26 protein-coding genes are annotated in these 24,498 nt (G+C 45.3%); all 26 read right to left on the reverse strand.

The window, feature by feature from the left end:
* Nucleotides 1-76: 76 nt before the first annotated feature.
* The 26 genes from recO to spoIIP all read right to left on the reverse strand — a co-directional run bounded on the left by recO (nucleotide 77) and on the right by spoIIP (nucleotide 24,482).
* On the reverse strand, nucleotides 77-820 hold the full coding sequence (gene recO / locus SFC25_RS05395) for a DNA repair protein RecO (protein WP_411214290.1): 744 nt from the start codon (nucleotides 818-820) through the stop codon (nucleotides 77-79).
* 23 nt (nucleotides 821-843) lie between these two features.
* Nucleotides 844-1,002 (reverse strand): YqzL family protein, encoded by a 159-nt coding sequence (locus SFC25_RS05400; protein ID WP_411214291.1) that lies wholly within the window; start codon nucleotides 1,000-1,002, stop codon nucleotides 844-846.
* Between the two features lie 107 nt (nucleotides 1,003-1,109).
* Nucleotides 1,110-2,018, reverse strand: a complete 909-nt coding sequence (era, locus tag SFC25_RS05405; protein WP_411214292.1) for a GTPase Era — start codon at nucleotides 2,016-2,018, stop codon at nucleotides 1,110-1,112.
* A 448-nt stretch (nucleotides 2,019-2,466) separates the two neighbouring features.
* Complete coding sequence (locus SFC25_RS05410; RefSeq protein ID WP_411214293.1) at nucleotides 2,467-2,847, reverse strand: diacylglycerol kinase family protein; 381 nt, start codon at nucleotides 2,845-2,847, stop codon at nucleotides 2,467-2,469.
* The gene (gene ybeY / locus SFC25_RS05415; protein WP_411214294.1) at nucleotides 2,816-3,289 is read right to left on the reverse strand and encodes an rRNA maturation RNase YbeY; all 474 of its coding nucleotides are present in this window, start codon (nucleotides 3,287-3,289) and stop codon (nucleotides 2,816-2,818) included. The genes SFC25_RS05410 and ybeY overlap by 32 nt, the downstream gene beginning before the upstream one ends.
* Complete coding sequence (locus SFC25_RS05420; protein WP_411214295.1) at nucleotides 3,289-5,403, reverse strand: HD family phosphohydrolase; 2,115 nt, start codon at nucleotides 5,401-5,403, stop codon at nucleotides 3,289-3,291. Before SFC25_RS05420 ends, ybeY begins: the two co-directional genes overlap by 1 nt.
* Before the next feature lie 56 nt (nucleotides 5,404-5,459).
* Entirely contained in the window at nucleotides 5,460-6,416 is a 957-nt protein-coding gene (locus SFC25_RS05425; protein ID WP_411214296.1) for a PhoH family protein, read from the reverse strand.
* 2 nt (nucleotides 6,417-6,418) lie between these two features.
* The gene (yqfD, locus tag SFC25_RS05430) at nucleotides 6,419-7,657 is read right to left on the reverse strand and encodes a sporulation protein YqfD (RefSeq protein WP_411214297.1); all 1,239 of its coding nucleotides are present in this window, start codon (nucleotides 7,655-7,657) and stop codon (nucleotides 6,419-6,421) included.
* A 24-nt stretch (nucleotides 7,658-7,681) separates the two neighbouring features.
* Nucleotides 7,682-7,963 carry a sporulation protein YqfC gene (gene yqfC / locus SFC25_RS05435; RefSeq protein WP_176465689.1) on the reverse strand — a complete coding sequence of 94 codons (282 nt, stop codon included), beginning with the start codon at nucleotides 7,961-7,963 and terminating at the stop codon, nucleotides 7,682-7,684.
* A gap of 80 nt (nucleotides 7,964-8,043) precedes the next feature.
* Nucleotides 8,044-8,496 (reverse strand): hypothetical protein, encoded by a 453-nt coding sequence (locus tag SFC25_RS05440; protein WP_411214298.1) that lies wholly within the window; start codon nucleotides 8,494-8,496, stop codon nucleotides 8,044-8,046.
* Nucleotides 8,497-8,518: 22 nt separating this feature from the next.
* A complete protein-coding gene (gene floA / locus SFC25_RS05445; protein ID WP_411214299.1) occupies nucleotides 8,519-9,505 on the reverse strand; it encodes a flotillin-like protein FloA in 987 nt (328 codons plus the stop codon).
* Complete coding sequence (locus SFC25_RS05450; protein ID WP_411214300.1) at nucleotides 9,502-10,203, reverse strand: NfeD family protein; 702 nt, start codon at nucleotides 10,201-10,203, stop codon at nucleotides 9,502-9,504. The genes floA and SFC25_RS05450 overlap by 4 nt, the downstream gene beginning before the upstream one ends.
* Before the next feature lie 167 nt (nucleotides 10,204-10,370).
* Nucleotides 10,371-10,817 (reverse strand): GatB/YqeY domain-containing protein, encoded by a 447-nt coding sequence (locus tag SFC25_RS05455; RefSeq protein WP_095222480.1) that lies wholly within the window; start codon nucleotides 10,815-10,817, stop codon nucleotides 10,371-10,373.
* A 21-nt stretch (nucleotides 10,818-10,838) separates the two neighbouring features.
* On the reverse strand, nucleotides 10,839-11,012 hold the full coding sequence (rpsU, locus tag SFC25_RS05460; RefSeq protein WP_077308578.1) for a 30S ribosomal protein S21: 174 nt from the start codon (nucleotides 11,010-11,012) through the stop codon (nucleotides 10,839-10,841).
* Between the two features lie 138 nt (nucleotides 11,013-11,150).
* Nucleotides 11,151-11,816, reverse strand: a complete 666-nt coding sequence (deoC, locus tag SFC25_RS05465; RefSeq protein ID WP_411214301.1) for a deoxyribose-phosphate aldolase — start codon at nucleotides 11,814-11,816, stop codon at nucleotides 11,151-11,153.
* 25 nt (nucleotides 11,817-11,841) lie between these two features.
* Entirely contained in the window at nucleotides 11,842-13,188 is a 1,347-nt protein-coding gene (gene mtaB / locus SFC25_RS05470; protein ID WP_411214302.1) for a tRNA (N(6)-L-threonylcarbamoyladenosine(37)-C(2))-methylthiotransferase MtaB, read from the reverse strand.
* 11 nt (nucleotides 13,189-13,199) lie between these two features.
* The gene (locus tag SFC25_RS05475) at nucleotides 13,200-13,946 is read right to left on the reverse strand and encodes a 16S rRNA (uracil(1498)-N(3))-methyltransferase (protein ID WP_411214303.1); all 747 of its coding nucleotides are present in this window, start codon (nucleotides 13,944-13,946) and stop codon (nucleotides 13,200-13,202) included.
* 15 nt (nucleotides 13,947-13,961) lie between these two features.
* Nucleotides 13,962-14,900 carry a 50S ribosomal protein L11 methyltransferase gene (gene prmA, locus SFC25_RS05480; RefSeq protein ID WP_411214304.1) on the reverse strand — a complete coding sequence of 313 codons (939 nt, stop codon included), beginning with the start codon at nucleotides 14,898-14,900 and terminating at the stop codon, nucleotides 13,962-13,964.
* An 18-nt stretch (nucleotides 14,901-14,918) separates the two neighbouring features.
* Nucleotides 14,919-16,043 carry a molecular chaperone DnaJ gene (dnaJ, locus tag SFC25_RS05485; protein ID WP_411214305.1) on the reverse strand — a complete coding sequence of 375 codons (1,125 nt, stop codon included), beginning with the start codon at nucleotides 16,041-16,043 and terminating at the stop codon, nucleotides 14,919-14,921.
* A gap of 150 nt (nucleotides 16,044-16,193) precedes the next feature.
* A complete protein-coding gene (gene dnaK, locus SFC25_RS05490; RefSeq protein ID WP_411214306.1) occupies nucleotides 16,194-18,011 on the reverse strand; it encodes a molecular chaperone DnaK in 1,818 nt (605 codons plus the stop codon).
* Between the two features lie 36 nt (nucleotides 18,012-18,047).
* Nucleotides 18,048-18,608: a nucleotide exchange factor GrpE gene (grpE, locus tag SFC25_RS05495; protein ID WP_411214307.1), complete on the reverse strand. Its 561-nt coding sequence runs from the start codon at nucleotides 18,606-18,608 to the stop codon at nucleotides 18,048-18,050.
* A gap of 65 nt (nucleotides 18,609-18,673) precedes the next feature.
* The gene (hrcA, locus tag SFC25_RS05500; RefSeq protein WP_411214308.1) at nucleotides 18,674-19,702 is read right to left on the reverse strand and encodes a heat-inducible transcriptional repressor HrcA; all 1,029 of its coding nucleotides are present in this window, start codon (nucleotides 19,700-19,702) and stop codon (nucleotides 18,674-18,676) included.
* A 76-nt stretch (nucleotides 19,703-19,778) separates the two neighbouring features.
* Complete coding sequence (hemW, locus tag SFC25_RS05505; RefSeq protein WP_411214309.1) at nucleotides 19,779-20,939, reverse strand: radical SAM family heme chaperone HemW; 1,161 nt, start codon at nucleotides 20,937-20,939, stop codon at nucleotides 19,779-19,781.
* A 63-nt stretch (nucleotides 20,940-21,002) separates the two neighbouring features.
* Nucleotides 21,003-22,823, reverse strand: coding sequence for a translation elongation factor 4 (gene lepA, locus SFC25_RS05510; protein ID WP_411214310.1), 1,821 nt, complete (start codon nucleotides 22,821-22,823; stop codon nucleotides 21,003-21,005).
* Between the two features lie 115 nt (nucleotides 22,824-22,938).
* A complete protein-coding gene (locus SFC25_RS05515; RefSeq protein WP_411214311.1) occupies nucleotides 22,939-23,256 on the reverse strand; it encodes a hypothetical protein in 318 nt (105 codons plus the stop codon).
* Nucleotides 23,253-24,482 carry a stage II sporulation protein P gene (spoIIP, locus tag SFC25_RS05520; protein WP_411214312.1) on the reverse strand — a complete coding sequence of 410 codons (1,230 nt, stop codon included), beginning with the start codon at nucleotides 24,480-24,482 and terminating at the stop codon, nucleotides 23,253-23,255. The genes SFC25_RS05515 and spoIIP overlap by 4 nt, the downstream gene beginning before the upstream one ends.
* Nucleotides 24,483-24,498 lie beyond the last annotated feature (16 nt).

The raw sequence follows: 24,498 nt of genomic DNA on the forward strand, positions 1-24,498 counted from the left end.
TACTACTCTTCTTCAACGCAAGCCGTCGATTTTGATATTATCATACTAAAATGCCACACTAATTGTCAACAAACCTTTATTGAAGTTTATCCAATTGGGCGAGGAACTTTTTACTTTTCAGGAAATAACCACCGTAACGATCGTAATACGTATCAAGCATTTCGTTCAGCAGCCGTTTAGTTTCAGGCTTTACCGAGATATTCCCGATCCGTGAAATATCAATACTCGAAAATAGCTGCAGGAGCTTGGCGACTTTTTCTGATAATGCATATGCATCTGGATCCAGATGCATGCAGCGTCTGCAAAGCATACCGCCTTCTGGTACAGAAAACCGGAAAGGAAGCTCCGTATTTCCGCAATTAACGCATTGATGCACTGTCGGTGCAAAACCACCGCGGCGGAACATCTTTAATTCATAGATGATCCGCAATACATCGGCATCTTTCCCGTCATTGATCCATTCCATCACCTGCAGCAGCTGGCGGAATAAATCCGGATCAGGCTTATTATTATCTGTCAGCTTGTCTGTCATTTCCGCTATATAAGACGCATAAGCTGTTTTGACGATATCTTCACGGATAGCCCGGAAGCTTTGGAGAGGTTCTCCTTGCTGCATGGCTCCCATACCCGTACCTAGCTGTACGAGGAATGACCCAAAGATGAATGGCTGCGCAATGGCAGCCATCCTGCTTTTCGGTTTCTTTGCGCCTCTGGCCATCACGGCAATCTTACCCCGGTCTTCTGTGAAAATTGTAATGATTTTATGTGTTTCCCCATAATCCTGTGTGCGCAGGATGATTCCTTCTACATTTTGGAGCAACGCTCTCTCCCCACTCCTGTTGCTTACATTTTAGATTGAAGCCGATTATAAGTTGGGAGCTCAATGATGTTATCTTGCTCCGGAGGTAATAGTGAATTGTACATTGTTTCGATTTCTTTCATCAATAAGTAGGTTTCGATACTCCCGGTCTTGCTGAAGATTTGCCAATGGAAATCAATCACAGGAAGTCCACCTTTCTATGTTTTTTTAAGAAATGAACATACAAAACATTCTCCTAGTTAGGATGACACCTTCTCCTCAATCCATGTGCTTCAAATATTACCAGTAATCAATATTCGTCGCGGCTGAAACCGTAATCATTGAGCTGTGCTTGCTTATTCCGCCAATCAGGCTGCACTTTAACCCAAAGCTCGAGAAACACCTTGCTGCCAAGCAGCATCTCTATATCTCTACGCGCCAGCTTCCCGACTTGTTTGAGCATACTGCCCTGTTTGCCGATAATGATCCCTTTTTGGGATTTTCGTTCTGTAACAATAGTCGCCTGGATAAATACCTTCTCCGTCGAACTATGGCGATTTTCGATAGCTTCAATGACGACAGCGATTGAATGCGGTATTTCCTCACGTGTCAAATGCAGTACCTTCTCACGAATGAGCTCACTAATAACGAAGCGCTCTGGGTGATCCGTCACTTGGTCTTCCGGGTAATATTGCGGCCCCTCTGGCAGATAACCTTTTAACGTTTCAAGTAAATGTGCTGTATTATTGCCTTCTAGTGCACTAATTGGGACAATTTCCGTGAAGTCTAACTTGTCCTTGTACAGCTCGATGAGTTCGAGCAGCTTATCTGGATGGATCTTATCAATTTTATTGACTACAAGGAAAACCGGGTTGTTGACTTTTTGCAGACGTTCAAGGATAAATTGATCCCCTCTGCCGTAGCCCTCCTCGGCATTGACCATGAACATGACAGCGTCCACTTCATTCATTGTATTCTCTGCAGTCTTCACCATAAAATCTCCGAGCTTATGCTTCGGTTTGTGGATACCAGGTGTGTCAATGAAGATGAACTGTGCATCATCCTGAGTAAGTACACCTTGTATCCGGTTGCGCGTCGTCTGCGGCTTATCACTCATAATAGAGATCTTCTGCCCGACAAAACGATTTAATAAAGTTGATTTCCCAACATTCGGTCGCCCGATGATGGATATGAAACCTGAACGAAATTCTTTCTGCATGCTGTTATATTCCTCCAAGTACTAGTACGACAAAAACCTCAAGTACTATAAAAATGTTGTACCTCTATCTTACTACAAATCCCCTGCCACTTCACCCATTCGACAAAAGGGGTTAAAAAAAACCAAAAGCGGAGAAGACCGGTTAGAAACGAAGTGGTAAGTGAGAAGGCCCGGAGAAAGGTGAACTTTCCTTCCGCAGGGACTTATCGCTTACAACGCAGTTTCTGGTCTTCGGAGCTAGACGAAAAACCAAAAGCGGAGAAGACCGGTTAGAAACGAAGTGGTAAGTGAGAAGGCCCGGAGAAAGGTGAACTTTCCTTCCGCAGGGACTTATCGCTTACAACGCAGTTTCTGGTCTTCGGAGCCAGACGGCCACCAACAGCTAACAAACCAAGTAGCCGCCAGACCTAAGTGAAAAAAAACCGTCCATCTGCATGGACGGTTTTCCTCACATTACTGAAATGATTTCCGGAACAAAAACGACCAGGCCGACACAGATAGCAGTTATAGCCGCAATGAGCACAGCACCTGCTGCAATGTCTTTGATAAGGCCTGCTGCCTCACTATGCTCAGGCGATAAATGGTCCATCATAAGCTCGACGACTGTATTAATCATTTCCGTCACAATGACAAAACCGATGCTTAAAAGAATAGCCGCCCATTCTGGGGTGCCAATTCGGAAAATTATGCCCGCTATCAGAGCAATGATCGCTGCAATTGTGTGGATACGGAAATTCCTCTCCTCGAGGAATGTCCAACGAATCCCATTCCACGCATAGCGAAATCCGATACCAGATTTAGTTTTCTTCCCGTTTGAGTCCGAAGCCATTCAAAATCTCCTCTTGTCGACCGAACATCTTCTTCTCATCCGCCTCATTCATATGATCATATCCTAAAAGATGCAGGAAGCCATGTAAAGCGAGAAAACCAAGTTCCCTCTCTACACTGTGTCCATACTCTTCTGCCTGTTCTTTTGCTTTGTCGACAGAGATGATGATATCACCGTAAACAATCGGGATTTCTTCTCCGATTATTTGCTGTTCGCCTTCCCCTTCTTCTTGCATAGCAAAGGATATGACATCTGTCGGTACATCCTTTTGACGGTAATTACGGTTGATCACCTGTATTTCAGCATTGTCCACAAATGTGATGGACATCTCCGCTTCCTCTGTTATTTCCTCTGCATCTGCTGCGTATTGGATCAATCGATCAATCAGATCAACATAATCTGCTGTCACGCTATTTGTTTTATCGTGAAAATCAATATGCATTAGTTTGCCTCCTTCACTTTTTCTTCATCCGGATATTCGATCCTGGAATGGAATATTCCCGTAAGGGCCTGACAAATCGCTTCTTTGATCACTTGCAAATCCTGCAGGGTCAGCGGTGCACAATCCAGCTGGCCATCCATCAGCTTATCCTTGATGATGTTGTCCACCAAGCTGCTGATCTTCTCCTGAGTCGGCTCTTTCATGGAACGAACCGCTGCTTCAACAGAATCACAAATCGATAAGACAGCTGTTTCTTTCGTAGACGGTTTTGGACCAGGATAGCGATATGTTTCTTCCTTCACGTCTTTATTATATTCCTTTTCCTTGTAGTAAAAAAACTTCAATAATGATGTGCCATGATGCTGTTTGGCCATATCGACAATTTCCTTGGGAAAATGATTGTTTTGCAGCATTTGTGCGCCGTCATATGGATGACGGATGATGATCTCCGCACTTTGCCTCGGCGATAGTTTATCATGCGGATTCTTTCGCCCCATTTGGTTTTCAATGAAAAGCTGCGGCTGCCTGGTTTTGCCAAGATCGTGGTAATACGCACCGACTCTGGCTAGCAAGCCATCTGCCCCGATGGCTTCGCAAGCTGCTTCACACAAATTGGCTACCATGATGCTGTGATGATATGTCCCAGGTGCATCAGTAAGGATTTTTTTCAGCAGTGGGTGGTTCGGTTTCGATAATTCCAAGAGCTTCGTTTCGGAAAGAACACCGAATCCAGCTTCGACAAACGGCAAAATACCGGCTACAAGTATGACTGTCAATATGGCAGACAAGACAGCGAATCCTACATAAAGGATTACCGCTTCCCAGGCATATTTCTCGAAGGCGAAGAATAAGAATAACAATACACTAACTATTTGCACACTAGCCAGCAATAGAAGTGCTTTTGCCATCGCAATCTTATCCTTTACATTCCGAATCGAATAGACAGCCGCCAGCTGAGCGAACAGGAAGTAAAGTGTTGCCTCCATATTCAAAGATCCAGGAATTTCATCATTCAAGATTATTCCCGCTAATATACTGTACACGATTGCATATCCGATAGCGAACCGCTCGCTTAGCAAATGACGGAATATAACCGCTGCAAATGCAGCAGGCAGCAGCAGATAATAATGTTGATCTGTTGTTCCAAGAACGCTGATCAGCTTCAATAACAGGACAGACATACAAATAAGTAAAAAGGAAAACAGAAGGACAGACTTACTTGGTCTATTCTGTTTTTTTAATGTATGTAGTGACTCATTAGTCAAGATACCGGTTAAAAGAGCCATGAACAGCACCAGGCCGATAAGCGGCAGCACGTTTCTTGTATTGTTTAGTAAACCTACAAGCTTCAGTTCTTCATACACATCGTTCGTAATCGTCTGGCCTTCCTGGACGATGATCTGACCTGCACGAATCATGACAGGTGCTACGTTTTGCTGAGCTTCTGCTCTAGCTGTAGCTGTGTCTTGTGCGTCGAAGGATGCATTTTGGACAATGGCAAAGCTAGTCAGCGAACGGAGTGCCTGCTTAGCCCCGCTGGATACATCCGCATAGCCGATCCTCTCTCCCATCTCTTCTTGTGTCTGCTGTACTTCATCACGTTTTACGCCATCTTCCAGGAATCCAGTCATTGTATCAAGGAATACTTTTTCACTGATTTCCCTTTCGTCTGATGGTATTTGGAGCAGCTGTTCCAGCTGTCTGTCCGTCAAGTCTTCTTTAACGGATTCAGAAAGCAGGTTCTTTACAGAATCGACTCTTTCATCGATAGGCTGTCCAGCATCATCTGCTTGGCTGATTGCAGAGAAGATTTCTTCTACCGCATCCGTTTTTGAATCTGTAATTTCAGTGGATACGGTGTAACGGTCATCTATCTGCTGGCTGGCTTCCTGCCTTTGTCTTTCCGTCTGGGCTTCATTTTCGATTGTGATCGGCGAGCGGATCGTTTCATTCGCTGCATCATAAATCTGCACGTCATAATTCTTCGTCGTCACATTGGAAGCTGTTGTAATGAAGAAGAAGCATCCTAGCAATACGGCTCCTATCAAAATAAATGCGCGTTCGCCAGCTCTTGAATTCCTTCCAAACAGGTCCCTGAACTTCTTTCTACCCACACTCTGCCCTCCTATCCGCTTAAACCAAAAAGACCCGAAGCCGGGCCTTTTCCTTTTTATTCTGATTCGTAAGCTTCGATAATCCGCTGCACAAGCGGGTGGCGCACTACGTCTGTTTGTTTTAAGTAGGAGAAGTAGATACCTTTTACATTACTTAGCTTTGTTTCAATGGACCGCAAACCGGATAGAGCACCTTTTGGCAAATCGATTTGAGTCAAATCGCCGGTGATGACCATCTTGGATCCAAAACCAAGCCTGGTAAGGAACATCTTCATCTGTGCGTTTGTCGTGTTCTGTGCTTCATCCAGGATAACGAACGCATCATCCAGGGTGCGGCCGCGCATATAAGCAAGCGGAGCAATCTCAATCGTACCACGCTCAATCAATCTGGTCGTCTGCTCTAAGCCGAGCACATCATGCAGGGCATCATATAACGGCCGCAAATACGGATCTACTTTCTCCTTCAAATCACCTGGAAGGAATCCGAGGCTTTCTCCAGCTTCCACTGCGGGCCGTGTCAGGATAATACGCTTGACGATACCTTTTTTCAAAGCATTAACGGCCATTACAACCGCCAGATAGGTTTTACCGGTACCGGCAGGTCCTATACCGAAAACTAAATCATTCGACTTGATGCCATTGATATAGTTCCGCTGCCCGAGTGTTTTGACTCGGATTGATTTGCCTTTTGCATTTTTTGTTATTTCATCATCGAATAATGTTTCGAATTGATCCAACTTATCTTTCTTAGCTAATTCAATGGCGTATACCACATCGCGTTCTCCAATAGGAATGCCGCGCCGAATGACAGCGGCCAACGCTTGCAGCAGCTCCTCTGTAGTCCGGACTTCTTCCTCAGGTCCAGTAACGCGAACTTCTTCCCCTCGCGTGACAATGGATACACGGAAATGTTCTTCTATCTGTTTTAGATGGCGATCCTCCGTGCCGAACAGAGCTAATGTTTCATTGGTATCTTTTAATTGCAAATTCACACGTTTTACGTCTTCGGGCATAATCAATCTCCTTGAGATATAGGTTGAGATGTTGCGATATCTTCATTTACTTGAAAGTATAAGATTAATTTAACTTTACCATTCTCGACTGTCTCATGTAAAATTTTTTGAGAAATAATGTCAGCATCAGCGCCAACTTGCAGCTGCAGATCCTGTTTAGCCAATTTTTCAGCTTGTTCACTTGCTTCTTTTTTTGTTCGCTTCACCTGCTTGGTGACTCGCTCGTATTCGGTCGTCTTGCTCATCCCGATCGGCAGCTCCCAGCGAAGAAACCGAAGATGGCGCACAGATGTCTGTTCCTGGGAATCCTTGAACTCCGTTTCACCGAACCCCCATATCGGCAATTTGAAACTGTCTCCGAACTGAATGGCATATTTGTTTTCCTGTTTACCGCTCAGAACGGTATAAGTTTCTTCAAGCGGAACTGCTGCAGACACATTATACCACGTCCGGGCGATAACATTGCCAGTCGCAGCCACATGCTTACGTGTATCTTTCTGCTCTGGCTTATCCTTTTCATCCTTTTTGACAGGAGGAGGTTCATTGCCGATCAAACCAGAAACAAGTATATCTCCAGGCTTTACATAATCATGTACGCCAACTTGCGGTACACCTTCTGACACGAACATGTCGACGATAACACCTTTTTTCTTTGCGACAAGATGGCGAGGTCCTGGTTGTTCTTCTTCTTTTACGATCGTTTTCGGCACACCTTCCAATGCATAGGTTGTCCCTTTCTCTTGCACTCCTATCCACAGGAGGTCCGGAATATCCTGTAATAGACGTTGCTGAATATCAACTGGCGCACCAAGTGTCAGTTTGAAAGCACCTAAGCGCACGCCATATTCATCCAGCTGCGTTTCGATTTGATGCTCCAATTCCGGGCTTACGCCTTTTACTTCGATTTTCCAAACTGTGTTTGACAGGAAGAAGATAGACAGGATACTGATGGCTATGCCAAGCAGTAACGGTTTCTTATGCAGCAATGCAGTGAAGAGGAAAGGAAAACCGTGTTTGCTGCGGAAGTGTATTTTGTAGCCTGTCCCTCTTCGCTGCATGCGAAGCTTGCTTATATCCTGTTTCCTGATCTTCGCTTCACATGTCTGGCTGTCTTTTTTTATGATATCCCAGACAAGGATTTTATCCTGCACAAGCTGATTAAAAAAAAGCTCCGGTCTGTCCCCTTTTATCAGTACGGTCACATATCCAGTAAAATAAATATCCTGTGTGTGCTTCTTCATACGTACCTCCCCGATCCGCTTGCCTTATGATTCAATGAATTTAAATTCCTTCATTTTGCCTTCGAGCAGGATTTCCTCCGGCAGCATGACTTTCAGAACAAAGGATTCCCCTGTGATACGGAGAAAGCCTGTATTGAGCCGCAGCCTAAGCTCGTTATCCGAAAAAAGCACAAGTCCTCTGTGATTTTCGATATAGGCATGAAAATGGCCAATTGTCGTAATACGAGGGAGTTCAAGCACCACATCAGCTGGCATATCCAAATGTTCGGTGAACCAATTTCCGATCCGCTGCTGCCATTTTTTCATTTTTATCAGCTCCCCTCTGCACATTCTATGTCGCTTATAGGCAAGTAAGAACAGTCGGAAGAACGAAAAAAGCGAGCCCATTATTGGACTCGCTTGTTGAAAGCGCGATGCGGTTTTTTCGCACGTGGTTCTCCGAGTATTTCAGACCAGAGAACTTGTTCTGCTAATTGTCTGCTAGTAAGCCGTTTCAGTTTGATTGGCTTAGCTAGAGGTTGATCTTTATTATCCTGACGACGGACAGAGGAGGCACTACGCACTTCCAGAGCTTGCTGAATTGCCTCAGTCGTCTGCTTTCTATATTCCTCTGCTTTCTGCTCGGCTTGAATCAGTTCTGGTGCTTTAACTGGCTTCTGTTTCTGCTTCTGCTCACGATTTTCCCTGATTGCACGAGGCTGCTTTTCCTGCCAGTTCTTGACCGGAGGCTGCGTGCGCCGGGGATCGTTATCCTGATCTCCTTTTTTACCTGCGGAGTTGAAAAAGAAAGCAATGGCAGCAATTGCTAACGGCACGAGAAATTGCAAAATGTCAAACATGCACCTGCCACCTTTCTAAAACTTAACGTTCTTCCTCGTCATTTCCTGACAAGTCACCAATGCTGTCCCGCATTGTTGTATCTGCATTGATGTTTTGGTAGTTCATATAATCCATTACACCCATGTTGCCCGAACGCAGTGCTTCAGCAAGCGCAAGCGGAACATCCGCTTCTGCTTCTACTACCTTCGCACGCATTTCTTGTACGCGGGCTAGGTTTTCCTGCTCCTGTGCAACGGCCATCGCACGACGTTCCTCAGCTTTAGCCTGGGCGATATTCTTATCTGCCTCTGCCTGATCTGTTTGAAGCATCGCCCCGATGTTTTTACCGATATCAATGTCTGCGATATCGATGGACAGGATTTCAAATGCCGTACCGGAGTCCAAACCGCGTTCCAGGACATTATGTGAGATTTTATCTGGGTTTTCCAATACATTCTTATGGTTCGTAGAGCTACCGATTGTACTGACAATCCCTTCCCCTACACGCGCGATGATCGTATCCTCACCAGCACCACCGACAAGTCGGTCGATATTGGCACGAACTGTGATTCGCGCTTTTGCTTTTACTTCGATACCATCAATCGCAACACCCGAAATGAAAGGAGTTTCGATCACTTTTGGGTTAACACTCATTTGAACGGCTTCCAGAACGTCACGGCCAGCAAGATCGATCGCTGCTGAGCGTTCAAATGGTAATTCGATATTCGCACGGTGTGCCGCAATAAGTGCATTGACGACGCGGTCAACATTACCCCCTGCAAGATAATGGCTCTCGAGCTGGTTTGTATCGACCTTCAAGCCTGCTTTATGGGCTTTGATCAATGGATTGATGACGCGTGATGGGATAACACGTCTTAAACGCATCCCAACCAAGGTAAAGATGCTGATGCGGACACCTGCTGCCAAGGCACTGATCCACAATGCGACCGGAACGAAAGTAAATAAGATAATCAAAGCAATCAAAATGACTGCAGCAATGATAATCGGTACTAAAATATCTTGGTTCATTCTGTTTCCTCCTTATTCGTCAGCGGACTGACGATGATTTTCGTGCCTTCTGTACGGATAACAACTATTACCGATCCTTTAGCGACATACCTGCCCTCCGTGATGACGTCCATTGCTTTGCCCTCTATCTCAGCAACACCTGACGGGCGCATCGGTGTTTTTGCGACACCTTGTTTACCAATCAAGACTGTCAAACTCGGAGGTGTATCCTGGTTGAGCGTTTCCTGGAGTATCATCGGCTTGAACATTCCTTTTTCGAAGCCGACGATGCGAATGACATATACAACAGCCAAAATGGTGACCACGAATGCAATACTGACGCTGATCATCATATCGGTGCTGTCAACTGCCATTCGAAAAAGCGCCCAGAGTAATCCGATCATACCAAGTATGCCCATAATGCCTCCAGGTACGAATATTTCCAAGACAAGTAAAATGATGGCTGCAGTCAAAAGCAGAATATCCGTATGACTCGCTAGTCCCGCCGCAATGTGCCCGTATAGGAAGATTCCTCCGGCAGCGATTCCAAGTATCCCGCCTGCCCCAAATCCGGGAGTGAACATTTCGACAGCCAAGCCAGCAAACGCTATGGAAAGCAATATCGTCACTAGGACCGGGGAAGTTATCCACGTCTGCATCGTTTCACTGAAGCTATGCATCGCTGTTTGAAGGCTTGGAATCGTTATATATTGCAGCATAGAAATCCTCCTGCCCCCTGACTGGTTTCGTTACAGTTGTTATGTACGGTATCTTATACGCTTAAATAATGAAAAGGTTTCATTTATAGGTGATTTTTTAGTAAAATGCAGAAATCCCAATCATTCAATGATTGGGATTTCCTTTTAGATATTCATATTACTATCAGTTAAGACAAGTGCTTATTCACGATTTTATTAACTAAAGAACCATCGGTTTTGCCTTTGACTTTCGGCATAACAGCGCTCATGACTGAGCCCATGTCCTTCTTGGAAGTAGCTCCTACCTCCGTGATGGTCTGTTTAATAATGTCTTCAAGTTCTTCTTCCGAAAGCTGTTCGGGCATATAATCTTTCAGCACTTGAAGCTCTGCTTCAAGCTTCTGGGCAAGATCATCGCGTCCAGCTTCTTGGAATTCTTGGAGGGAATCTTTTCGTTGTTTTACCTCACGAGATAAAACGGTAAGTTCTTCATCTTCTGACAGCGTGTCATTTCCAGTACGAATTGCTTCATTCTGCAAGGCGGCTTTCACCATGCGGATAACGCTGAGCGTTTCCTTATCCCTTGCTTTCATCGCAGTCTTCATATCCTGGTTCAGACGTTCTGTTAATGACATATCTCTTTGCACCCTCTTTGCTTACTTACGCTTTCTAGCCGCCTCAGATTTTTTCTTGCGACGTACACTAGGTTTTTCGTAAAATTCACGCTTACGGTATTCAGATAGAGTACCGCTTTTAGAAACAGTGCGCTTAAAGCGACGAAGAGCATCTTCAAGAGACTCGTTTTTGCGAACGCGAGTAGTGTTTGACATGCTAATTTCCCTCCCTCCGAAGCATACAACAATGTGCTATCTCATATGCACTGCTGCATATGTCTTTGCTCATTATAATATAATGCTAAATCCTGGTCAATAGAAAGGTGCAGAATCACGCACATTTCGCAATTTATCTTAATAATCGCTGCTTCCAGCTTCACCTGCGATGATCTGGACACCTGCGCTGGCACCGATACGAGTAGCGCCTGCTTGGATCATAGCAAGCGTAGCTTCGCGATCACGTACGCCGCCGGAAGCCTTCACACCTATGTCAGGACCGACAGTATTACGCATCAATTTAATATCTTCCACTGTTGCACCGCCGCCGGAGAAACCTGTAGATGTTTTGACGAAATCAGCACCGGCTTTCACTGCAAGCTCACAAGCTGTTACTTTTTCTTCCTCCGTCAGCAAGGATGTCTCGATGATCACTTTAGTGAGTACACCTGCTGCTGCTTCCACAACCGCACGGATGTCAGACTCAACAGTCACTAAGTCTCCTGATTTCAAAGCACCGATGTTAATGACCATATCGATCTCACCAGCACCTTTTTCAATGGCATCCTTTGTTTCAAGTGCCTTAACCGTGCTGGTTGAAGCGCCGAGAGGGAATCCGATAACGGTACAAACCTTCACATCCGTACCCTTCAGCTGCTGGGCGCAATGGGATACCCAATATGGGTTAACACAAACAGAAGCGAATTTATGCGTTGCCGCTTCCTCGACAATCACATCGATTTGTTCCTTTGTGGCATCCGGCTTTAATAGTGTGTGATCAATATATGCAGCGATATTTTCCAAGAGAATTACTCCTTTTATAGTCAAGTTAGATAGTTACACTTGCTTGCTCATCATCCATTACACGGACAAATTGGCCTTCATTGTACGGATACCCGGCTTTTGTCAGCTTCACTCGGACAATTTTACCGATCATATCCGGCGTTGCCTCAAATTTCACTTTCAGATAATTATCCGTATAGCCGACATATAATGAGTCGGATTCGTTTGCATCATAAAGCTCTTCTGGAATAACTTCCAACACCTCATCCTCGAATTGGGAGGCATATTCCTTCGCTTGCTGATCGGATAGTGTAATGAGACGATGGACACGCTCATTCTTTGTGTCATCATCCACTTGGTCCGCCATACGCGCAGCAGGTGTTCCGGTACGTTTGGAATAAGGGAACACGTGAAGCTCGCTATAGCCGATTTCCTGGATGAAGCGATATGTTTCCATGAATTCCTCTTCTGTTTCACCTGGGAATCCGACAATCACATCACTCGTAATAGCCAGGTTAGGTAAAGCTTTCTTCACTTTATCAATTTTGCTGCGGTAAAAGTCTGAAGAGTATTTACGGCGCATGCGTTTCAAAACAGAATCAGATCCTGACTGAAGCGGTATATGCAAATGACGTACGATCTTCTCAGATTCATCCAGTACTTGAATGACTTCGTCCGTAATCTGACTTGCTTCAATGGATGAAATACGGATTCTTTTCAATCCTCGTACATTGTTTTCCAATTCCCGCAGTAATTTCGCGAAATTGTAATCTTGCATATCCTCTCCGTATCCTGCTGTATGGATTCCAGTAAGGACGATTTCCTTGTATCCAGCATCCACAAGCTGCTGTGCCTGCTTCATGACATCCTCCGGGTTACGGGAACGGAGCAATCCACGGGACCACGGTATGATACAGAAGGTACAGAAGTTATTGCAGCCTTCCTGGATTTTCAGCGATGCCCGTGTACGGTCGGTGAAGGCAGGTACATCCATCTCCTCGAAGACACGGTTTTTCATGATGTTCGAAACCCCGTTGATTGGCTCTTTCTTCACTTTGAATTCCTCGATGTGTTCGATCATCTTGTCACGGCCCTGTGTGCCTACAACGATGTCCACTCCAGGAATCTCCATGATTTCGCCAGGTGACGTCTGTGCATAACATCCGGTAACACAAATGACACCTTCAGGATTTTTGCGTACTGCGCGGCGGATGACTTGGCGGCTCTTCTTATCGCCTGTATTCGTAACCGTGCATGTGTTTATAACATACACGTCAGACTGATGATCAAAATCCACCCGTTCATAGCCTTGTGCTTTGAACTTCTGCCAAATACCTTCTGTCTCATAATGGTTCACTTTACAACCTAATGTGTGGAATGCCACTGTAGGCATGGTAAAACACCTCATTCTTCAAAATGGTACGATAGACTAGCCAACATATACAATGGAGCGGTTTCCGTGCGTAAAATACGAGGCCCGAGCCTGATAGGTGCAAAACCTGCATTTTGAAGCGCATCTGCTTCTGATTCACTGAACCCGCCCTCTGGTCCAATTACGACAAGTACATTGTCTGAAGGTGAAATGTGCTGGAACACAGAGCGCAGCGGCTCTGCCTTCAATCCTTTTGCCGCTTCTTCATAAGCGAACAATTTGTGCTTGTATGTATCGCTGCCATCAAGCAGCTTTTGAAAGGATTGCACATCTCCGATTGCCGGTATAATCATACGGCTGGACTGCTCAGCAGCTTCTTTGGCAATTTTCTCAAGCCTCTGCCGTTTCTTGTCCTTCTTTTTCTCGTCCCATTTTACAACGGATCGGGCAGCTTGGAAAGGGACAAATGCAGCTGCACCCAGCTCTGTTCCTTTTTGTACGATCCATTCCAGTTTATCACCCTTGGGGAGTCCTTGGGCAATCGTCACAGCCACGGGCATTTCCGTGTTCATGTCGATTTCTTCCAATACGGATACAGTAACTTGATCTGACGCCAATTCGTCAATCTCACATTTTGCTGCATGCCCCGCCGGATGGACACAGACGATTTTGTCACCTGTTTTCATGCGCATCACACGATTGATATGATGGGCATCTTGGCCAGTCAACGTTATACGATTATCCTGCCAACTGGCAGCTTCTACGAAATAGCGCTGCATACGCTCACCTCTGCCTTAATTCTTCTTTGCAATGATGGCGACCCAATCTTCCATCTCATTGACTTCAACAATATCGAAACCAGATGTGATCAAGGCTTCTTTTACGTCGCCTTTTTTCTGGCTGATTATCCCGCTGGTAATGAACAGACCGCCTGGTTTGATCAATTTGTATGCGTCATCAGTGAATTTCAGGATGATTTCGGCAAGGATATTCGATACGATAACGTCTGCCTCCACCTCAACGCCTTCGAGCAAATTATTAGCACTGGCCGTAATGCGGTCAGCAGCTTGATTCAGCTCGGCATTGATTTTCGTACTGTTTACCGCTACATCATCGAGATCGAATGCATGGACATGCTCAGCGCCGAGCAGTACCGCAGCGATGCTGAGTACACCAGATCCGGAACCAACATCAATCACAATGTCGCCTTTATTTATAAAACGTTCAATCGCCTGTACACTCAATACCGTCGTCGGGTGAGTTCCTGTACCAAAAGCCATTCCGGGATCAAGTTCCATGATCACTTCATCGCTTGCTACTGGTGTGTACTCCTCCCATGTCGGTATGATGGTGAACGTTTCAGATATCTTCACTGGTTTATAATATTTCTTCCATGCTGTAGACCAATCTTCTTCATCTACCTCACTGACTGATACTTCATTTGCACCAATGTCAATCTGATATTCTCTCAAATTTGTAATTGCAGACTTGATTTCATTCACCGATTCATTCAAAAAACTGTTAAGCGGCAAGTATGCTTTCACAAAGATACCTTCTGCCGGGTAATCATTCGGATCAAGCGCATAGATTTCACCAAAAGTTGTTTTGTGGTCCTTGACCAAATCCTCAGGATCCTGAATCACAACACCGCTTGCACCTGCTTCATGCAAGATATTTGAAATTGGCTCAATCGCGTCATTCGTAGTATGGATACACAGTTCCGCCCATTTCACGATACGTCACTCCTTTTATTAAGACTCACCTTTGAACGCACGTCTCATACGTGTGAAAAGATTGTCATGCTGTTCATCAGTTGGGTCATTACCGCTGATGTCATTGAGTTCGCGCAACAGCTCTTTTTGACGGTCAGATAAGTTCGTAGGTGTGACAACACGGATTTTCACATGCTGATCCCCTTGGCCATATCCGCGAACATTCGGCGAACCCTTGCCTTTCAGGCGGAATGTACGTCCTGTTTGCGTACCTGCAGGAATTTTAAGATTCACTGCGCCATGAACTGTTGGTACTTCGATTTCATCACCAAGTGCTGCTTGGGCAAATGTAATCGGCATTTCGCAATAAATATTGTCGCCTTCGCGGTCAAAGAACTCATGGCTGCGTACTTGGATGACAACGTAAAGATCTCCAGGAGGTCCACCGTTGACACCAGCTTCTCCTTTACCGGATACACGGATCTGCTGTCCATCATCGATACCTGCTGGGACTTTGATATGGATTTTGTTGCGTTTGCGTACACGCCCGGAACCACTGCATGTTTTACATTTATCCGGAATGATCTTACCTGTTCCATTACATGTATTACACACACGACGGTTCACAACACGGCCGAATGGTGTGTTTTGTTCCACATTAAGCTGTCCGCTGCCGTTACAATGCGTACAAGTTTTTGGTTTGGTGCCTGGTTTGGCTCCAGAACCGTGACATGTATCACATTCCTCTTCTTTTGGAATTTCAATATCGGTTTCTTTTCCGAAAATTGCTTCCTCGAAGCTGAGTGTCATAGTGTACTGTAAATCCGCTCCTTGACGCGGTGCATTCGGATCACTGCGGCGTCCGCCGCCACCAAAGAACATATCGAAAATATCACCGAACCCGCCAAAGTCCTGGGCTCCAGCTCCACCGAAGCCTTGGCTCTGCGGTCCGGCGTGGCCAAACTGATCATACTGTGTACGTTTTTGTTCATTGCCGAGTACTTCATAGGCTTCTTTTGCCTCTTTGAATTTATCGGCTGCGTCTTCCGCCTTATTCACATCTGGGTGGTATTGGCGCGCAAGTTTGCGATATGCTTTTTTAATTTCTTCCTTTGAGGCATCTTTGCCGACACCAAGCACATCGTAGTAATCCCGCTTACTCACTGACAATCACTCTCCCGACTCTCTCTTATACATAAATTTTATCATAACATGGAGCCCTATACGGGGCAAATGCTCTCAACATGTAACAAGTCAAAGCCTGCATGCGTGCGGCTTTGACTTGTTGGATGTTTCTAGCTATAGATCAGTTTCTTATTTCTTGTCGTCGTCATTTACTTCTGAGAAGTCAGCATCTACGACATCATCGTCTGCTTTTTCGCCGCCTTGTGCTTGCTGCGCCTGAGCTGCTTGCTCATATAATTTAACAGACAATGCTTGAACCTGCTCGGAAAGCGCATCTTTCTTCGTTCTGATATCTTCAATATCAGTACCTTCCAAAGCTTTCTTCAGTTCATCTTTCGCTGCTTCTGCTTTTTGTTTATCTTCTTCAGAAACATTTTCAGCAAGATCTTTCAACGTTTTGTCTGTTTGGAAGACTAGCTGATCCGCTTCGTTGCGAAGATCTACTTCTTCACGGCGTTTTTTATCTTCCTCTGCGTTCTCTTCCGCTTCTTTCACCATTTTTTCTACTTCTTCATCAGAAAGACCTGAAGAAGATTTGATTGTAATGGATTGTTCTTTGTTTGTGCCAAGATCTTTCGCACGAACATTAACGATACCGTTTGAGTCGATATCAAATGTAACTTCGATTTGCGGCACACCGCGTGGTGCTGGCGGGATATCGGACAATTGGAAACGTCCAAGCGTCTTGTTATAAGCTGCCATCTCACGTTCACCTTGAAGTACATGGATATCTACAGAAGGCTGGTTGTCAGCTGCTGTTGAGAATGTTTGGGATGCGCTTGTCGGAATTGTCGTGTTGCGCTCGATCAATTTCGTAAATACGCCGCCCATTGTTTCAATACCTAGGGAAAGTGGAGTAACGTCAAGAAGCACGACGTCTTTTACATCACCTTGAAGTACACCACCTTGGATTGCCGCACCAAGTGCAACCACTTCATCCGGGTTAACACCTTTAGAAGGCTCTTTGCCAGTTTCCTTTTTGATTGCTTCCACAACAGCTGGAATACGAGTAGAACCACCAACTAGAATTACTTTATCAATTTCGCTTGCAGAAAGATCAGCATCGCGAAGTGCTTGACGAGTAGGTCCCATAGTACGTTCTACCAAATCAGCTGAAAGCTCATCGAATTTCGCACGTGATAGAGAAAGCTCCAAGTGAAGCGGACCTTCTGCACCAGCCGTGATGAATGGAAGTGAGATTTGTGTTTGCGTAACACCAGAAAGATCTTTTTTCGCTTTTTCAGCTGCATCTTTCAAACGCTGCATTGCCATTTTATCTTTGGAAAGGTCAATGCCGTTTTCTTTTTTGAATTCTGCTACAAGATGATCGATGATCACTTGGTCGAAATCGTCACCGCCAAGACGGTTGTCACCTGCAGTGGAAACTACTTCGAAAGTACCATCACCGATATCAAGGATGGAAACGTCGAATGTACCGCCGCCAAGGTCATAAACAAGGATTGTTTGATCTTCTTCTGTATTGATACCGTAAGCAAGCGCTGCAGCAGTTGGCTCGTTGATGATACGCTCAACTTCAAGACCAGCAATTTTACCAGCATCTTTCGTTGCTTGACGCTCAGCATCGTTGAAGTAAGCAGGAACTGTGATAACCGCTTTATCAACTGTTTCACCTAAATAATCTTCAGCGAAAGATTTAATGTACTGCAAGATGATTGCAGAAATTTCTTGAGGTGTGTAAGACTTGCCTTCGATTTCTACTTTATAATCCGTACCCATATGACGTTTGATGGATTGGATTGTGTTCGGGTTAGTGATAGCCTGACGCTTCGCCACTTCACCGATTTGTCTTTCTCCATTTTTGAATGCAACAACGGATGGAGTTGTGCGGTTACCTTCCGGGTTCGGGATAACGCGAGCTTCTCCGCCTTCCATTACGGACACACAAGAGTTTGTTGTACCTAAGTCAATACCAATGATTTTACCCATTTTGTATTTTTCCTCCTCTACAGCATATGTAATGCTTTATTGATTCACTTGTACCATAGCCGGTCGAATGACACGATCTTTCAGCTTATAGCCTTTTTGTAATTCTTGTACGACAGTGTTTGGTTCATATTCGTCATTTTCCACCTGCATGACTGCTTGGTGCAAATGCGGATCGAAAGGCTGTCCAACAGTTTCGATTGTTTCGATACCTTGTTTGTCGAAAGCTTCTAATAGCTGGCGATGTACCATGCGGATACCATCGACGAAACCTTTGTTCGCTTCTTCATCCTGGACAGTCTGAAGGGCGCGATCCAAGTTGTCTACAACTGGAAGCAAGGCTTCCGCCAAATCCTGAGATCTATATTTGCTGGCAGCTTCCTTTTCCTTCTGTGTACGCTTGCGGAAGTTATCATACTCAGCCTGCAAGCGAAGCAGACGGTCGTACATCTCGTTTTTTTCTTGTTCGAGCTGTGCTAGACGTTCGCTGCCTTCATTGTTCGTTTCGGATTCCTCAGCTGGGGCTGCATCAATCACTTCTGCTTCAACAGCTTCCTGCTCTTCGGTTTCATTCACTTTTTCTTTTTCTTCATTTGCCATGATGGTCACCTCCTGAAAAGCATTGCTTATATGAAAGGCTTGCTGTGAGGCAAGCCATATTCAACTCATTTCTGCCAGTCCTGATAGGCGCTGGTCAGTTTGTTCGTTAAAACATGCATCAACGACATAACCCGGGAATACTCCATTCTGGTAGGACCCAGCAAGGCAACAGTTCCCATGTGTATGCCATCCGCTGTGTAACTAGCGGTAACAAAGCTGCAATCCTGCATCGCACTCAGCTTGTTCTCTGTGCCGATGGAAACATGCAAGCCATTCTGTTCTCCTTTGAGAAGACGCGCAATCGTCTCGCCTTCTTCTTCAATCATCGTATATAGGCTTCGCAGCTTATTCAGATCTTGAAAGTCAGGCTGCATCAGAATGTTTGTTTTGCCGCCAAAATAAAGTTTGAGCGGCTGTTCCGTTTCCATGAACGAGCGCAAATAGGCAAACATCGTGTCGAAATGAACCGTGTGCTGTTTCAGCAGTTCCTGTACTTCTGACTTCAATCTGCCTGGCACCATCATAAGCGGTACACCAGCCAATCGGTCATTCAAGATATTCACTACCTTTTCCAACTCAGCGTGATCCATCCCATCTGGTATCCGGAAAGATTTATGTTCTACATGCCCTGTGTCTGTTACGAGAATCATGACAGCACTAAAATCGGACAACGTCAGAATCTGAATATGCTTGAGCTTCGTCTCCAGCATTTCCGGACCCAAGATGATGCTTGTGTAATTGGTCAGCTCTGAAAGCAAAGCCGCGGACTGCTGTACAACTTCTTCCATTTGTCGAATGTTCGTCGAAAATGTCTGTTTGATCGCTGACGTATCCTGACGCGATAAATGAAACGGTGTCAGTAGATGATCCACGTAGAAGCGATAGCCTTTTTCGGATGGAATCCTTCCGGATGAGGTATGCGTCTTCTCGATCAGGCCAAGCTGCTCCAATTCAGCCATATCATTCCGAATCGTTGCAGCACTATAGGCAACGTCCTGCTTATTGGAGATAGCACGCGAACCGATCGGCTGCGCCGTTTCAATGAAATCATCGACTATGACCTGAAGGATACGCAGCTGTCTTTCTGTCAGCATGATCATCACCTCGATTAGCACTCGTTTATAGGGAGTGCTAAATATACATATAAGGTAACAAAGCCTAGAAAAATTGTCAATTCGAAACGCTTGCCGGTTCTTCATCCAGAAGGAACTCTTGGAATACATCATTTCCAAACAAGAATCCGTCTTCTGTCATAGCGACGTGTTCCGCATCTTCTATAAGCCAGCCTTTGCTGATCAGCAGATCCAGAGGCTTGCGGTAAACATCCGTAAGCTCGATGCCGAATTTGTCGCGGAAGCTTGCTTTGTTCACTCCGCTTTTCTTGCGCAGTCCGAGGAAAAGCTCTTCCTCGATGCGCTCTTTACGTCCAATCGGCTCTTCATGCAGAACAGGAATGCCGTTTTCGTTTGCTTGCTTCAAATAAGCTGGGAGAGGACGGATATTGATAACGCGTCGACCTGGCAAGTAACCATGCGCCCCTGCACCTAGTCCATAGTAAAAATCGTTATTCCAGTATGCAAGATTATGCTGGCTCTCCTTGCCCGGAAGCGCGAAATTGCTTACCTCATACTGCTCTCTCCCATGTGCCTTCATTTGATCACGCAGCAGATTGTACATGCTAGCTTCCAATTCTTCCGGCGCCTTTTTCAATGTACCCTTTTTGTAGCGCTGATAAAAGACTGTTTTGGGTTCAATCTGAAGCGAGTAAGAAGAATAATGCGGCAAATCAAACTGCAGGGCTTCTTCCACAGTATGCCCAAACTGCTCCAATGTCTGTCCCGGCAGAGCATAAATCAAGTCGATACTGATATTATCAAAGCCGGCTTGTTTTAATAGATCAAGACTTTCATATACATGCTTGACGCGGTGGACCCGGCCAATAGCCTCCAGCAGCTTGTCGTCAAATACCTGAACACCAAGGGAGATTCGATCCACCCCGTAATGCTTAAGCAGTTTCGCTTTCTCTAATGTCAGGTCCCCAGGGTTTGCTTCGAATGTATATTCCCTGGCCGCATGAACATCAAATGCGCTGTCCACACTTTTCAGTACATGCTCCAGCTGCTGCATATTCAAAGCAGTCGGCGTTCCGCCTCCTACGAAAATCGTATTCATTTGCTGCCTGTTCGGAACATAATGTTCTATTTCTTTCCGCAATGCTTCAACATATTCGTCTGCACTATCTTCCCGATAGAAAAACTTCGTGAAGTCGCAGTAGTGACAAAGCTGTTCACAGAAAGGTATATGGATATAAGCGGATTTCACTTCGTTCATCATGCTGCCTCCTTCCGCAATGACAAACCCTTGTCTGGTTAAGGACAAGGGTTGTCTGTTTTTTTATTCATCGTCCATTTGCAGGATGGCCATGAATGCTTCCTGTGGAACTTCCACGGAACCGACCATCTTCATCCGTTTCTTACCTTCTTTTTGCTTTTCAAGTAATTTACGTTTACGGGAAATATCCCCGCCATAACATTTGGACAAAACATTCTTACGCATTGCTTTAATATTGGATCGAGCAACAATCTTATTTCCGATTGCAGCCTGTACCGGTACTTCGAACTGCTGACGCGGTATTAGCGTCTTCAGCTTCTCTACTATTGCTTTACCGCGTTCGAACGCAAAATCACGGTGTACGATGAAGGATAACGCATCGATCGTATCGCCATTCAGAAGAATATCCATTTTCTGCAGGTCGGATGCTTTGTATCCTACCAGTTCATAATCGAAGCTAGCATACCCCTTGGTTTGGGATTTCAGCTGATCGAAGAAGTCATACACGATTTCAGAAAGTGGAATTTCGTAAACAACGTTCACACGGACATCATCCAAGTATTGCATGTCCTGAAAATCACCGCGTTTCTTCTGGCAAAGCTCCATGACTGTACCAACGTAATCATTTGGTACCATGATGGAAGCTTTTACGTATGGCTCCTGCACTTCTGTACGTGATTGTGCATCTGGTAAAGCCGCCGGATTGTCGACACGCACTTCGCTTCCGTCATTCATGACGACATTGTAGATAACACTCGGTGCTGTCGTAATCAAATCAATGTTGAACTCTCTTTCGATACGTTCTTGGATGATTTCCATGTGCAAAAGACCAAGGAAACCGCAGCGGAATCCAAAGCCGAGTGCCTGGGATGTTTCTGCTTCATATTGTAAGGAACTGTCATTCAGTTCGAGTCGCTCCAATGCTTCACGCAAGTCATTGTAATTGCTCGCGTCCACTGGGAATAATCCACAATAAACCATCGGATTCAAGCGGCGATAACCGGGCAATGCCTCGCTGGCAGGATTATTAGCTAAAGTAATAGTGTCCCCTACGCGCGTATCACTTACGTTTTTAATAGAAGCTGTCAAATAGCCGACATCACCAACAACCAGCTCGTCCTTTTTAACCGGTGCAGGATTAAATACACCGACCTCATTGACTTCAAATTCCTTGCCGGTAGCCATCATGTGAATTTTATCGCCAACTTTGACTGAACCCTCTTTGATACAAGTATACGCAACAACACCACGATAGGAATCATATAAGGAGTCGAAGATCAACCCTTTTAGCGGTGCTTCTTCATCACCTTTCGGCGGTGGGATCCGGTCGACGATAGCCTCTAATATCTCTTCTATACCGATACCCGCTTTGGCAGATGCAAGAATTGCGTCACTTGCATCGATACCGATAACATCTTCGATTTCTTGTTTAACCCGCTCTGGATCAGCACTAGGTAAGTCGATTTTATTGATGACAGGAATGATTTCCAAGTCATTGTCCATCGCCAAGTAAACATTGGCCAGTGTTTGCGCTTCGATACCCTGAGCTGCATCCACTACAAGGATGGCACCTTCACAGGCTGCCAGACTCCGGGATACCTCATATGTAAAATCGACATGTCCCGGTGTATCTATCAAATGGAATATATATTTTTCGCCGTTCTCCCGTTCGTATTCAAGCTGCACTGCATTCAGCTTGATTGTGATGCCGCGCTCTCTTTCCAAATCCATGGCATCCAAATACTGCGCCTTCATTTCACGCGCAGTAAGAGCTTTCGTCTTCTCCAGAATACGGTCAGCCAGTGTAGACTTCCCGTGATCGATGTGTGCAATGATCGAGAAATTCCGCACATGCTGCTGATTTCGTCTGTTTGTCTCTACCAATCAAAATCACTCCTAAATTGTCCGAAGCCGCCCCATAAGAAGCAGCCGTAACAATAACTAGCATTGATTATAGCAACTGCGCCCTGTTTATTCAATGTTTTTAAGCGCTTTTGCTTCAGCCGAACAAAGCGATGGATAGCTGTTCAATCGCTGTGATGATGACAGAACAGATGCCTGTGAACAAACTTCCAAGACCGCTTGCAAGCTGTTGCACAATGGAGCTGTCTGCACCCTCATCCGAAACAGGTGCTGTATTTTCATACACAGGTACTTCTTTTGTGCTATCAAAGGTGGCAGATGCAGTAAGCTGTCCTTCCTGCTGTTCGGCAGCGGGCGGCTGCTCCGACTGCTGTACATCTTCTTTTTCCATTCCGATCAAGATACCGCCAAAGAACAATGTCAGCATGGTGAGAACAACAACTACATATTTCATTCCGCTTGACCTCCTTGTACTTTTTCTGCTTCCCAGTAATAATCCGCAAATATCTCTGCAAACAGTTCCGCGGTAAGCGTTGCTTCCTCCAAGGTATTTTCTGCTCCGCCTATTTCCAGGAGGGCAGCTTTGTCAGATACGTCCTGATTATAAACACCGTCGACTCCTGCACCTTGTTTCGTAATAACACCCCGGCTCAAGCCCGGGTATTCCGCTTCAATCTTTTTGTGCAAATCCGTTGCCAGCTTCAGATTCTTTTCAAATTCTTTATTCTCCGCCCCGACGACAAAAACAACTTTTGCATATGTTTTCCCGTCAATTTCCTTCGTTGTGTCTTTCCGTTTCAAACTGTCCCGATGAATGTCAAAAACAAAGGAAACATCTTTATTCTCTGCTACTGCAGCTTCCACCACTCCTCTTGAAGCATCATAAGATTGATGATAAGCCATACCATTTTCATTCAATATAGCTCCTATATCTGTCTTATCGGCAATTGTCCCGATACCAAGCTCTTCCAGCCGTTTCGCCATTGCTTCTCCAGCATCGGTGACATTGGCATTTTTGTTATAAGCATTATCCTCCTGTTCAGCATCCAGGGAAGGCAGGTAAGACTCTTGATTGTGTGTATGGTAGATATACACAACATCTTTCTCCCCAGTAGAAGGCGCAGGCTCTCTATCCTTCTCTTCCTGACTATCGTCCTTATCTTCCTGACTATCATCCTTCGGTTTTTGTTCTTCTTCTGGCGTTGCCTCTTCTTCCTTCTCTGGTGCCGCCGGCTCTTCCTCAATCACATGATTTGGCTGTGCCGACTCGATCGGAAGGTTCGTATAGTTTGTCCCTTCTCCAGCAATGACAATCTGGTTCTCATATAAAGAAAATCCTGGTATCTCGGAACCGAGCAAAGTCCTTGGGTCATCGGGTTTAATTGTTGTCAGCATTTGCATGAGAATGGCAGATAGTTGTATTGATGGAGCTTCTTCTGGTCTGACACTTTCGAAAACCTTATTTTCGTTGCCTAGAATATGCAAGTAAATACTGCTGTCAAGCTGTCTTGTCCAATCTGTAATGGCCTGTGAGGACAGCCGGTACGCCGGCCCAGCTGAAGTCAACGCTGCTATACCGATCATTAGAAAAAGAATGGAGCCGACAAGGATGAGTGTCCGCTTATATATGAACAGTACGCCTGAACGTTTTCGCTTATAGCTCTTCTTCTTTTTTCCCAAGAAAGAAGCTCCTCTC

The sequence above is a fragment of the Terribacillus saccharophilus genome (assembly GCF_046592595.1).
Lineage (GTDB): Bacteria > Bacillota > Bacilli > Bacillales > Amphibacillaceae > Terribacillus > Terribacillus saccharophilus_C.

Coding starts and splice junctions, on each gene's coding strand:
- grpE (WP_411214307.1), bottom strand. CDS start 18,608: ATGGCAAATGAAGAAAAAGAAAAAGTGAATGAAACCGAAGAGCAGGAA.
- hemW (WP_411214309.1), bottom strand. CDS start 20,939: ATGAACGAAGTGAAATCCGCTTATATCCATATACCTTTCTGTGAACAG.
- hrcA (WP_411214308.1), bottom strand. CDS start 19,702: ATGCTGACAGAAAGACAGCTGCGTATCCTTCAGGTCATAGTCGATGAT.
- ybeY (WP_411214294.1), bottom strand. CDS start 3,289: ATGCATATTGATTTTCACGATAAAACAAATAGCGTGACAGCAGATTAT.
- era (WP_411214292.1), bottom strand. CDS start 2,018: ATGCAGAAAGAATTTCGTTCAGGTTTCATATCCATCATCGGGCGACCG.
- SFC25_RS05475 (WP_411214303.1), bottom strand. CDS start 13,946: ATGCAGCGCTATTTCGTAGAAGCTGCCAGTTGGCAGGATAATCGTATA.
- floA (WP_411214299.1), bottom strand. CDS start 9,505: ATGAACCAAGATATTTTAGTACCGATTATCATTGCTGCAGTCATTTTG.
- SFC25_RS05425 (WP_411214296.1), bottom strand. CDS start 6,416: ATGCCCGAAGACGTAAAACGTGTGAATTTGCAATTAAAAGATACCAAT.
- SFC25_RS05410 (WP_411214293.1), bottom strand. CDS start 2,847: ATGGCTTCGGACTCAAACGGGAAGAAAACTAAATCTGGTATCGGATTT.
- yqfD (WP_411214297.1), bottom strand. CDS start 7,657: ATGAAGAAGCACACACAGGATATTTATTTTACTGGATATGTGACCGTA.
- SFC25_RS05455 (WP_095222480.1), bottom strand. CDS start 10,817: ATGTCATTAACAGAACGTCTGAACCAGGATATGAAGACTGCGATGAAA.
- rpsU (WP_077308578.1), bottom strand. CDS start 11,012: ATGTCAAACACTACTCGCGTTCGCAAAAACGAGTCTCTTGAAGATGCT.
- mtaB (WP_411214302.1), bottom strand. CDS start 13,188: ATGCCTACAGTGGCATTCCACACATTAGGTTGTAAAGTGAACCATTAT.
- dnaK (WP_411214306.1), bottom strand. CDS start 18,011: ATGGGTAAAATCATTGGTATTGACTTAGGTACAACAAACTCTTGTGTG.
- SFC25_RS05440 (WP_411214298.1), bottom strand. CDS start 8,496: ATGTTTGACATTTTGCAATTTCTCGTGCCGTTAGCAATTGCTGCCATT.
- SFC25_RS05450 (WP_411214300.1), bottom strand. CDS start 10,203: ATGCTGCAATATATAACGATTCCAAGCCTTCAAACAGCGATGCATAGC.
- yqfC (WP_176465689.1), bottom strand. CDS start 7,963: ATGAAAAAATGGCAGCAGCGGATCGGAAATTGGTTCACCGAACATTTG.
- SFC25_RS05515 (WP_411214311.1), bottom strand. CDS start 23,256: ATGAAATATGTAGTTGTTGTTCTCACCATGCTGACATTGTTCTTTGGC.